At 47.2% G+C, this 11,930-nt stretch carries 9 protein-coding genes; 5 read left to right on the forward strand and 4 right to left on the reverse strand.

What is annotated here, in order from left to right; translation table 11 throughout:
* Positions 1 to 162: 162 nt before the first annotated feature.
* The gene (locus tag EMM73_RS17880; RefSeq protein ID WP_186435286.1) at positions 163 to 3,186 is read left to right on the forward strand and encodes a di-heme oxidoredictase family protein; all 3,024 of its coding nucleotides are present in this window, start codon (positions 163 to 165) and stop codon (positions 3,184 to 3,186) included.
* An 88-nt stretch (positions 3,187 to 3,274) separates the two neighbouring features.
* On the opposite strand, the gene EMM73_RS17885 is transcribed toward EMM73_RS17880, so the two are convergent.
* The 4 genes from EMM73_RS17885 to asnB all read right to left on the reverse strand — a co-directional run bounded on the left by EMM73_RS17885 (position 3,275) and on the right by asnB (position 8,423).
* On the reverse strand, positions 3,275 to 3,649 hold the full coding sequence (locus tag EMM73_RS17885) for an IS1096 element passenger TnpR family protein (RefSeq protein WP_127688167.1): 375 nt from the start codon (positions 3,647 to 3,649) through the stop codon (positions 3,275 to 3,277).
* A gap of 459 nt (positions 3,650 to 4,108) precedes the next feature.
* Positions 4,109 to 4,351 (reverse strand): VF530 family protein, encoded by a 243-nt coding sequence (locus tag EMM73_RS17890; protein ID WP_127688168.1) that lies wholly within the window; start codon positions 4,349 to 4,351, stop codon positions 4,109 to 4,111.
* On the reverse strand, positions 4,320 to 6,332 hold the full coding sequence (locus EMM73_RS17895; RefSeq protein ID WP_127688169.1) for an SdiA-regulated/phytase-like domain-containing protein: 2,013 nt from the start codon (positions 6,330 to 6,332) through the stop codon (positions 4,320 to 4,322). Before EMM73_RS17895 ends, EMM73_RS17890 begins: the two co-directional genes overlap by 32 nt.
* A 426-nt stretch (positions 6,333 to 6,758) precedes the next feature.
* Positions 6,759 to 8,423 carry an asparagine synthase B gene (asnB, locus tag EMM73_RS17900; protein ID WP_127688170.1) on the reverse strand — a complete coding sequence of 555 codons (1,665 nt, stop codon included), beginning with the start codon at positions 8,421 to 8,423 and terminating at the stop codon, positions 6,759 to 6,761.
* A gap of 297 nt (positions 8,424 to 8,720) precedes the next feature.
* On the opposite strand from asnB, the gene EMM73_RS17905 reads away from it, so the two are divergent.
* The 4 genes from EMM73_RS17905 to EMM73_RS17920 form a co-directional block, all read left to right on the forward strand.
* Positions 8,721 to 9,551, forward strand: a complete 831-nt coding sequence (locus EMM73_RS17905) for a DUF3025 domain-containing protein (protein ID WP_127688171.1) — start codon at positions 8,721 to 8,723, stop codon at positions 9,549 to 9,551.
* Between the two features lie 26 nt (positions 9,552 to 9,577).
* Positions 9,578 to 10,378 carry an ATP-binding cassette domain-containing protein gene (locus EMM73_RS17910; RefSeq protein ID WP_127688172.1) on the forward strand — a complete coding sequence of 267 codons (801 nt, stop codon included), beginning with the start codon at positions 9,578 to 9,580 and terminating at the stop codon, positions 10,376 to 10,378.
* On the forward strand, positions 10,379 to 11,581 hold the full coding sequence (locus EMM73_RS17915) for an ABC transporter permease (RefSeq protein WP_127688173.1): 1,203 nt from the start codon (positions 10,379 to 10,381) through the stop codon (positions 11,579 to 11,581).
* Positions 11,582 to 11,736: 155 nt separating this feature from the next.
* The coding region (locus EMM73_RS17920; RefSeq protein WP_222422695.1) for a hypothetical protein at positions 11,737 to 11,930 on the forward strand (194 nt) is incomplete at its 3' end.

Here is an 11,930-nt window from a genome sequence, read left to right on the forward strand (position 1 = left end):
TTTTTCGCATACTGCAGTTGTAGCAAGGTGATAATGCAGACCATGAGTTACAAATTATTTGGCATTCTGGTGTCATTATTTACGCTATTGTAGTGATTTTGGTGAAAAACGTATTTACTGACTGGTTAAGGTTCTGGTTGGTATGAATTGGGAGTGATGGGTATGAAACCCTGGTCTGTAATTCAGTGTGCTGCAGAAGGCTGCAAACTGAGATATGCGTTGATAATACCTCTACTGGCATTATTTGTTACCTCTTGTAGTGGAGGTGGCAGCACAGAGTCTGTTGACTCAGGCTCTGGGACTCCGCCTGTGGTGGTGCCGCCTATCGTTACGCCACCGCCAGTGGTGATCCCTCCAGTGATCACGCCGCCGCCAATCGCGACGCCTCCAACCGGAGACCTGCCAGAACCGGAATTTGAAGCTGCCCCAGATGTGAACATAGCACCACTGCCCAAAGCCGATGCCCCCTCTTTGCCGGCACCTCCGGCTGGGTTAAGAAATCCAGGTAACAACGATATAACGGCACCAGGCTCGCTGGTGTCGGTGATGGTTGCCAGCTCTTCCGGTGATGAAAATAGCACTAATACTGCAGCAAAAGCCATAGATGGCGATATGACGACACGCTGGGAAAGTGCGTGGGGGGATGATGTTGCAGATGCAGACAATGCCTGGCTGCAGTTTGATTTTGGTACTAAAACTGCTCTCGGTGCCATGAAGCTGTATTGGGAAAATGCCCATGCTAAAGAATATGCTATTTATGTGTCAGATGATGCGCAAAACTGGTATCAGTTGCGTTATATGGTGGGTTCAAAAGGGGCGGTAGAAGAGTTTCTGAATCTGGGCGTTTATGTCCGTTATCTGCGTTTACAAGGTATCAGTCGTCAAACTCAGTATGGCTACTCATTATTTGAAGTAGAGTTTAAAACGCCCGGTACGGACAACTCTATGCCGGTACTGGACACTTCAGCTATGTCTTATCCACTGAGCGGCAGTGGCCGTATCCCACTTCCTGCACCGACTGAACCTATTGAAACCATTAGTTTTAGCTTAGCCGATGGTACTCTGGTCACACGTTTTGGGATGGTAGGGCGCTCCCGCCATGCCCGCGAACGCGGGGAAGACTGGAATGAAGTTGGTTTTGGCGTGAATGACACTGTAGATGCTGCAGGACATCCGCAGGATAAAGGCCCCGGCGCTCATTTGAATTTTATTGCGAACTATTTTAAAAACCGCACCTGGGGTGTGGAGTTTATCGATAACAGCAATGTGGCTGGAGTAACAGCTCCGAAAATTATCGTCAACCAGTACTTCCAACAAGCGCAAAAAGGTGGTGGTCATGCTTTTGTCCGCCGTTTTGATGATCCCGGCGTGACAGGCTTTGGCTGGATGAGCCCGGGAGATTTGCTGGATGATTCTACTTATCATGATGAAGGCGCCGCTTGTCCTGTAGTCGCCAAACCTGCCAATGGCGTGTTATTGCGCCCCGACAGTGGCTACAACGGTGTCATTGGTGCGAATGATGGCTGTAGTGTGGTGTTTGACCGCTATCCGGGTCACAGAGCACTTTCTGCCAATGCCGATGGAGTCCTGGTGCCAAACGGCAGCAGTGTAGATTCCCGTGTGTTGAAAAAAGGCGATGTAATTGAATTCACCAGCTCGTTTTTCTCCACCCGGGCAGCTATGGATGCTACAGGCGACAGCGGTGCTTTTCGTTATTACACTAATGAACTGACCTATGTGATGGGTGAAGGCTTACGGCCTTGGTATGGTGTACAGCCCCGCCTGATGAACCAACCATTACCCCTGAGGACACTGCAAGGTGGCTTGGGTTCTGTGTCTTATGATTATGCCGATAATCCAACCTTTATGTTTCAGCAGCCGCACAACACCATTGGTATGCAAAACATGCAACGTTTTATGGAAGGCCGCCGCTGGTTACATACTAACTTATGGACAGGGCAGCATAACGAAGAAGGCAATGACCCTAACGACGCTGGCCGCCAGTTGCAAGGCCCACGCTTTAACCAATCGTCTTGTTTTAACTGTCACATCAATAATGGCCGTAGTGTTGCTCCCACAGTAAGGAATCAACGACTGGACACTATGGCAGTGCGGGTTGGGGCTACAGGTACAGATGCCAATGGCCTTTACCTGCCTCATCCTGTCTATGGCCTGGCGCTGCAAATGAATGGACGCTCTATCAGCACTGGCGAGATGCAAAACTGGGGCAATGGCGCCTGGGTTTCAGGTTTTACCAGCAGTAGTGTCACTCTTGCAGATGGCACAGTGGTTGAACTGCGTAAGCCCACTATTGCCTTTGAAGGGCCAGAACCAGAAGTGTATTCGGTACGCCAGGCTCAGCCTTTGATTGGTATGGGCTTGCTGGAAGCCATTTCAGACGAGACCATTTTATCCAGAGTTCGCACTACACCAGATGCAGACGGCGTGCTGGGTAGGGCCAATTATGCCTACGATCCTGAAACCGGAGAAGTTCGTTTAGGCCGTTACGGCTGGAAAGCAGGCAAAGTCAGTTTACGTCATCAGGTAACAAATGCCGCTTTGCTGGATATGGCCGTCACCTCCTCTGTATATCCCAAACTGGACTGTTTAGCTGGTCCAAACCATTGTGATCCAGCAACTGCAGAGCCAGGTTTGCCGGATGAAGCTGTCACTTTAATGACTCACTACCTGCATTTGTTAGCTGTACCTGCTCAGCGCAGTGTCGTCAGTGGTTTTCCCAAAGGGGTTTCGCCTTTAACTTATCTGGACATAGACCCTGCAAAAATAGCAGCAGGCGAACAAGTATTTAAAGACATTCGCTGTGTGGCCTGTCACACCAGCGAGGTAAGAACCAGCGCCCGCTCTGAATTTGACGAAGTGCGGCTGCAAAACATCAAGCCATACACTGACCTGCTGCTGCACGACATGGGCGAGGGGCTTGCCGACAACTTTAGTGAAGGTCTGGCTACAGGCCGCATGTGGCGAACTCCGGCGCTTTGGGGCTTAGGTTATACCCAGTTTGTTGCAGGAGGCACTCCGGCTGGTTATTTACACGACGGCCGCGCCCGTACTTTAACTGAAGCTATTTTATGGCATGGCGGCGAAGCTGAAGTGATCAAAAATCGCTTTGTTAACCTGCCAACAGCAGAACGTGAAGCGCTGCTGGCTTTTCTGCAGTCACTGTAATCCATACAAAAAAGCCCGGCATAGATGCACTATACCGGGCTTTTTTATATCTCCCGAATCCAGGTTATTTAACCTGAAATCAAGCTGTTTAGTATTGCCTTGGATTTCTTCCTTCAGACTCAACCACTCGCGGATATTTTACACGAGGTTGTTTTTCAGCTTTTTTGCGTAATTTTTTAAACTGAAATAACCAGCAATCACCGAAATCAAACAGGTAAAACAATTTACTTCGGTGCAGTGGATACACCTCATTCAGCATTTGTTCGTCATCAATAGGTTGCGTATTTCTGCCCGGGGTTTTGGCGATATGAAACTCGTACAAGTGATCATTATCAAATTTCACCATCATTTGGATAAAATAGTGCAATTCAAACAATGGTGTGTCTTCTGCCACTTCAATTACCCGCCGCCACGGCTTTTTGGCTTTGAAGGGCAGGGTTATTTCCAGAGTGTATATTTCCAAATCAGCAGTCCTCTTTGCTATCTGAAGTTTGTTTTGATTCTATTTGATATACAAGATATTAAAGTTTCAACCCTGCCATTGGAAAACAGGCTGATATGAAATCAAATGGCTGCTGAGGATGCGCAGGAAAATAACAGCTGCAGCCATCAGATAGCAAGGATTCTATCGTCAGCCAGAAGGTTTCAACCGCCAGGCACAAGGCCTGACGTGAGTCGAAATCATAGGCATGTTTCTCGCATGACATTCCCTGAATTTCAACCTTATAGTGATAATCACCCTGCTCAGACTTTGAGCCGGGCTCAGGTGCCTATAGGTTGAATGTCAGGGTTACTGAGCCGCCAGTGGTATTTTTTGCCAGGTATTCAGTTGTGGCGAAAGGCATCACTGATGCCTTATCTGTGATGGCTAAACTCAGTGTGCCACTTTCTTCAGACATAAAACCAAAATACTGCTTCGCGGCTAGCCTTTTTGATATAACTTCAGTTTGATAAACAATTCTTCAACCTGAGTTCTGGCCCAGGGCGTTTTGCGTAAAAACGTCAGACTGGACTTGATGCTGGGGTTGGAGCTGAAGCATTTCAATGGTATTTGCTTTGCTAAAGGGGCAAAGCCTGCATAGTGTTCAACTAGCAGCTCAAGAATTTGTTGCAAGGTAAAACCATGCAGCGGATTATTTTGTTGAGTTTGGTTTTGGGTTGCCATAGGGACTCTGCTCTGTAGTGGCCAAGGCCCGGAATTGGCCGTGATAATGTTCATCGTCTGTCACCATCATCAGGGCAGAACCCGGAACTAATGGGCTGGGGCTGGCTAAACCTTCGACTTTAAAGCCGTCAATTTGCCATAGCACTGGCCGTTCCGCCATTAAGCTAATAGGCTGTTTTGCAGTGGGATTGACTAAGGCTAATGGATAAACAACACTGGCAAAAGGACCGTTGTCTGAGCTGTCCAACACCGCACTTGCCCAGAGTACATCCGCTTCCAGATGCAAGTCGGAGATCACTCTGTTGTAATGACGATTCTTCAGTTTGGTTGGGCCTGTGACCTGAATCTTCTGGCTGTTCCACTGAATATTCGCTGCGGCTAAATCCAGTTCACCCCATTGTAAGAATCCCGCCGCTGTAGCAGTGCCACGTTCACCTACAATCACAAGATAACGGTTTACATCTTTTTTGGCGCACGCCAAGCCCTCAAAGTTATCACCATCCTGCTCCGGGCTGTTATCGCGCTCCACCGGCAATTCAAAAGTGTTCAGTACCACAACGTAGGTAGGGAATACCTTGATATGAAACAGGCGACCAAAAGCACCTTGCCAGGTGCCGCTTTCTGCTATTAAAAATTCACTGGTTCTGTCGGGCAGGGCACAGACTGCTTCTAGATCATTCGCCGCCTGACCTGCGGGCCAGTTGGTCACAAATAAACTCTGCGCTGTCAATTGTTGATTCGGATTCAGCTGAATTAAGCTTAAGCGATCGCCCTGCCGTTGAATTTTTTTATCCTGCACGGCCAGATAACGACTTTGGTCCAGGGCTGCCAGACCACTGAGTGCAGGTAAAGACGTTTGGCTTTTTGCTCTGAAAGGAGTAAACCAGCGAGGGTCCACCGGCATCTGAAATAACAAAGGCGACATACGTCTGAATTTGTCGGCATGAGTACCACACTGAATATTATCTGTGTAATGCTGTTTCCAGGGATCATTGACTAAGTACACTGTCCCATCTTTGACCGTGATACCTTCCAGCGCAGTTTGCACCAGTTTCTCGTAAGCAGGGCAAAGACCGCTGTCATCTGTGCTGGTGTAAAAACTGAGCTTCTGCACAAAAGGCGGAATACGGTTAGTTAAGTCAAATACCCATAATTCGTCGTCATTGCGTGCTACCGCCATTAAGTAGCCGGGGTGTCCTTTGATCGGGCTGGGTAAAAATTCTATACCGTTGATAGGATGATCTTTGTCATCCAACACAGGCAGTGTCAGGTTTGCATCTATCACTTTAACGAAATTATCGCGCAGCCAAAAATCCTGAGTTAAACGGGTTTTAAACAGTTGAGGTTTGTTGGCAATGTCTTGTTCCAATGCCATATACAAAGTCTGGTGATCATCAATAGCTAAACCTTCAATACCGTCGTTGGGAAAATTGCCAACTTTGGCTTCTAATGGGAATTGCACAGGCCGCACTGCCACAATTTCGGCTCGGGTTAGAGTGCTGTCAACCTGAATTTTCACCAACAGGCTGGGATAGCTGGTGGAATTGGTCTGGCTGAATTTTTTCTTGCATTCAGCACTCAACTCGTAAGCGGATGCATCCTCCGTTACTGTGATGAGCGTAGTGTCGTCTATGCGATCCCAAGTAAGAGCTTCAAAGTCTGGTTTGTCACTCAAATAGCCATAAAAGCAGCTGTTTTTCAGGTTATGGGCAACTGTGATTGGAATGGGCTGAGTGATAGAGGTGCCAGTGGCAGGGTCGACCCTGAATAACTTCATTCGGGTGCTTTCATGGGCACTTTGGTCGCCAATAATGACTAACTCGCCTTTGCGGAACGTGACTCCTGAAGTTTGTGGGTCCAGTAAGGTTTGGCCTTCTAAGTCGGTTATCCATTGACCTTTCAGTGCTGTCTCTGCATTCAGATCCCCACTTAAGCTGACCATAGCCAACAATATAAACAAGGATTTGGATAAATTGATCACTGCGTTCGATCCATAATTCAGGGCATATTCAGATGGCGCTTAACATACGACTTACCGGACTATTTCGCCAGCAAAACCGGATAAAAAGCTATTATTCGACGAAAAAAAACACAATCAATTGAGGAATAGCAGAGGATGAAAAGAAAAGCCACAGAATAGCGGTACTTCAATCTAATAAGTGAGCCTATGCAGCAGAGGTTTGATGTTGCTGTTCCATCAATGCTATGGAATTTTTGCACTGTTCCGCTGCGGCATCAAGCGGGCAGGTACAAGACCCTCCTCTACAATACAGAACGAAGCACCCTATAGTTTTAAGTGTTGGGCCATACCCAAAGTGATTGAGGTTGCAACTAAACGACGTGTAGGGGCGTGGTTTATCCACGCCCGTCTTGAAGTAACACATACAGAGGGAACGCAGGGTAGTGTTTAGTACGCTTGTTCGTGAACGTCGCGCACTGCACGCCCTGATGGGTCTGTCATTTGTGCCATTTTTGCATCCCATGCCAAAGCTTCAGGGGTAGAGCAAGCTACCGACTTACCGCCTGGCACACAGGAAATAGCGCCTGTGTGTGGGAAATGTTCTTCAAAAATTACACGGTAGAAATAAGCTTCTTTGCTGTCCGGCGTATTAACCGGGAAGCGGAAAGCAGCTGTAGCCATTTGCTGATCAGACACTTCTTTTTCCGCATGAGCTTTTAAGCTATCAATCCAGCTGTAGCCTACGCCGTCAGAGAACTGCTCTTTCTGGCGCCACAAAATTTCGTGTGGTAACAAGCCATTAAAGGCCTGACGTAAAATGTGTTTTTCCATTTTGCCATTGCCACACATTTTAGCTTCTGGATTTAATCGCATGGCCACGTCCATAAAGTGTTTGTCGAGGAAAGGCACACGGGCTTCAATGCCCCAGGCCGACATGGCTTTATTGGCGCGGTTACAGTCGAACATATGCAAACGGTCCAGCTTACGTAAGGTTTCCTCGTGGAATTCTTTGGCGTTTGGCGCTTTGTGGAAGTACAAATAGCCACCAAAAATTTCATCAGAACCTTCGCCCGACAACACCATTTTAATACCCATGGCTTTAATTTTACGGGCCATTAAGTACATTGGCGTAGACGCACGAATGGTGGTGACGTCATAGGTTTCAAGGAAATAAATCACGTCACGCAGTGAATCCAAACCTTCCTGCACAGTAAAGAGCACTTCGTGATGCACTGTGCCTATAGAGTCTGCTACTTTGCGGGCTGCGGCCAAGTCAGGTGAACCTTGTAAACCCACAGCAAAAGAGTGCAGGCGAGGCCACCAGGCTTCTGATTGACCATCATCTTCCACGCGATTACGCGCAAATTGCTGGGTAATAGCCGAAATCAGTGACGAGTCCAGACCACCGGAGAGCAACACACCATAAGGCACGTCAGACATTAAATGGCTTTTTACACTGTGCTCAAGCGCAGCGCGCAGTTCACCTAAGTCCGCCGGATTGTCTTTGACTGCATCAAAACTTTGCCAGTCGCGCTGGTAGTACTGCACCAGTTTGCCTACTTTGCTGTCAAAGTAATGGCCCGGTGGGAATTCCTGCATTTGTTTACACACAGGCACCAGAGCTTTTAACTCAGAGGCCACATACAGCTGACCATGCTCGTCATAGCCGTAATACAGTGGGATAATGCCGATATGGTCACGGGCAATCAGGTAACGGTTTTGTTCTGCGTCATACAGAATAAAAGCAAACATCCCCTGCAGCTGATCAATAAAGTCAGCACCGTGCTCCAGATACAAAGGCAATATCACCTCACAGTCTGACTTGGTTTGGAACTGATAGTCGACCGTTAAATTCTTTTCTAAATTCTTGTGATTATAAATCTCACCATTCACTGCCAGAATGTGATTTCGATTTGGATTAATCAGGGGCTGAGCGCCATTTTCAGTATCTACAATCGCCAGACGCTCATGCACTAAAATTGCATTGTCGTTGTTCCATACACCCGACCAGTCTGGTCCACGGTGGCGTAATAACTTAGATAACTGTAGCGCCTGCTGGCGCAAGGCTTTAACATCAGTCTTGATGTCAAGCACCCCGAATATCGAACACATGATAGGTAACCTCTAAAATTAATGAATCCAGATCATTGCCCCTGGTAGTTAGCATTGCAGAGCGGTGACCTGTGAGCACCCTGTGACCATAGTTGTGCTATATGACCAGGGCGAGCGAACTAAGGCAACAAAACTGCAGCGTCAACTACGACGGGCAAAAACATTTTGGCAGTATGTACGTCTAAACGTACTCCTTGAATTTGCCAGCTTACGGAAAAATTGCAAGAGGTTTTTTGCGCTTTTCACAGGTAATGCAGGTCGTAAGTTTTCACAGCAACAACGAGCTTTTTCTTATTCATGCAAAAAAACAGCGTAAATCCCCGATTTGTAGCGCCAACAGAATGGCAACCAGAGCTGTTTTTGCAGCCTGGGCTTTTCAGCGCTTTGGCTGCCACTTTTCCTTTAGCAGAGCAAAAGCATTTTCCATCGCCAGAGCTACTGACCCAATGGTTGCATCAGCAGACAAAATTACAGGACTGGTGTTTTGTCGACAGTGCTGTATTAGATGCCGATGGCCGATATTACGAAGACTTTATTTACCAAACCCGACAAATTCCTATGCGGCTGAACAATTGGCATGACTTATTTGGTGCTTTGATCTGGTGTTTGTTTCCTAAAAGCAAGCAGTTGATGAATCAATTGCATATGGAACAAATTCAGCAGTTTGGCAGCAAAGAACGCAGCAAGGTGCGGCATAAACTTACCTTACTGGATGAATGTGGAGTGATTATTTGCTTCAAAGCTTCGCAGCGGTTTTTGTTGGATTTATTACGTAATCATCAATGGACTGAAGCTTTTTATCAGCATAAAAACCTATGGGCAGAGCTGAACCCTATCATTTTTGGTCATGCCAACTATGAAATGGCGACTAAGCCTTTTATTGGTTTAACAGCTAAATTATGGTGTATCGAGTGGCCTGAACAGGGCTTGACCGAAACAGACACAGAAGGTTACGATTTTGTTGATAACTTATTAGCAGCTCAGCTTGTGAATGCCGAGTTGCTGTTTGATAATCAGCAACTTAGTCCACTGCCATTATTGGGAGTGCCGGGCTGGCATCAACAGGTTCAGGATCTGGCTTTTTATGCAGATACCAGTTATTTCAGACCGAAACGGCACACCACTTAACACAAGACCAACAAAGGGAACTCTCGATGATTAAAATCGACGCGCTGGCTAAATCTTTTGCCATCAGTCGCGGCCAGAAACTGTCAGACAGTGAAAAACAGGATGTGCGTTACAGTAAAGAGGCTTTTCATTCTGTACGCAACGTCAGCTTTGATTGTGGCTCCGGCGAAGTCTTAGGTTTATTAGGCCCCAATGGTGCTGGCAAAACCACCACTTTACGTATCCTCTCTACGGCGTTACAGCCAGATTCAGGCTCTGTGCTGATTGAAGGTGTGGATGTGTTAAAACATCCTGTGCAGGCGCGGAAAAAAATTGGCTTTTTATCCAGCAGCACAGGGTTGTATGGCCGCTTAACTGCTTATGAAAACATTGCCTATTTTGCCCGTTTGCATGGCATGAGCGAAGCTGTATTAAAGCAGCGCATAGACGAGCTGTTTACCTTGCTGAATATGCACGACTTTGCCAATCGTAAAGCCGATGCCATGTCGACCGGTATGAAGCAAAAAACCGCTATAGCCCGCGCTGTGGTGCACTCGCCCAAGGTGGTGATTCTGGATGAACCTACTACCGGTCTGGATATTATGACGACTCAGACTGTGCTGGATTTTATCCGCTCGTTAAAACAGCAGGGCACTCCGGTGATTTTCTCGACCCACCATTTGGACGAAGTCGCCTCTTTGTGTGATCGGGTGGTGGTGATCGACAAAGGCATCAGCGCTTTTTCCGACAGCTTTGACGCCTTTAAGGCATTAAGCGCGGATGGGGATTTACGTCAGTCTTTTATGACGGTGATTAATGCGACAGCAAGTAACAGGGAGCAAAACTAAATGTGGCAAGTGTATTTTAAAGAACTGACTGAGTTGGTTCGTGATAAAAAAACCATGTTTTTTGTCATTCTGCTGCCGATCCTCGTCTTCCCTGTGCTGTTTGGCATTATGGGTTTAGTGGTCGCGAACGTAGCTAAACAAGCCGAAGCCGAAGAGCACAGGTATGTGATTATCAATGCCGATAAAGCGCCTGAACTGACAGAAGCTTTGTTTTATCACAAGAATTTTAAAAAGGTGGAGTCTGATCTGACCGATGCCGAGGCCCTGAAGCAGGCGATTCGGGATGACAAGTTTGACTTGGCCATTATCATCGCTGACGACTTTAGTGCAGATGCAACGCACCTGACGCAAAGCAAATGGACTGTGATATACAACATGTCATCTCAGCTTGATATGATTGATAAATATTTCAATGAGTTACTTCGTGATTACAGCAAGAAACTGCAATTAGCCAAACTGGATTCTTTAGGCGTAACAGCGGAAAAAGTAGATGCTTTATTACAGCCGGTGAAGCTGGAAAAAGTAAATACTGCCGAAAGCCGTGAAGATTTGGGTGAAAAAATCGGTGGCTTAATTGCCTACATCCTGATCCCTTTGTGTTTAGCGGGTTGTTCCTACCCTGCAATTGATATTGGTGCGGGTGAAAAAGAGCGTGGCACTTTAGAAACCTTATTGATATGCCCGATCAGCAGAACCTCTATTGTGTTAGGTAAGTTTTTGACTGTACTGACCACGGGCCTTGCTACAGCGCTCATTACAGTGACCAGCTTTGGTGGCTGGGGTTATGTCATTGGCTCTTTAATGGGCGTGGATATAGTGGCTAAAACTATGTCGACTTTAGGTGTGGCTGATTTGCTGCTGATCCTGATGATGCTGATCCCCTTGTCGGCTATTTTTGCCTCCTTGCTGCTGTCGTTATCTATTTATGCCCGCAGCTTTAAAGAAGCACAAAACTACATTGGCCCTTTAAGCATGATTGTATTTATGCCGTTGATTGTGGCGTTAATGCCAGGTGTTGAACTGACCTGGAGCATGGCGATGTTGCCAGTAGCCAACGTAGCGCTGGCGATTAAAGAACTGATCAAAGGCACTATAGATGTGGGTATGCTGCTGGCCATTTTTGGCTCTACAGTGGTGATAGCTGCAGCGCTGCTGGCTTTTTGTGTCAGTTGGTTCCAGAAAGAAAAAGTATTGTTCAGATAAAATGTTCGGGCATGTTCGCTGCCTGATCAATGAAACTGCGGTACAGATGGACGGGCAGGGGCAAGCCCAGCCCCTACAGACCCGCTTATTTAATGTAGGGGCGTCGTTTATCGGCGCCCGTCTTGTTTCTAATACTGTTTAGTGTGTATTTCCAAATGAAATTATTTGATGCGGTGATTAATCCCTATAGCGGCTGCTACATAGGGCCGGAGCAACTGCCAGATACTGTGGCCGAATTTGCCGGACGTTTAGCCGCATCGGTCGATGCCTGGCATAACCACTATGCGCTGATCTGGCTGGAGATACCGGCCTCCCGTGCTGAATTGATTTCTGTAGCACTGGAGCTGGG

Source organism: Rheinheimera sediminis (assembly GCF_004005375.1).
Lineage (GTDB): Bacteria > Pseudomonadota > Gammaproteobacteria > Enterobacterales > Alteromonadaceae > Pararheinheimera.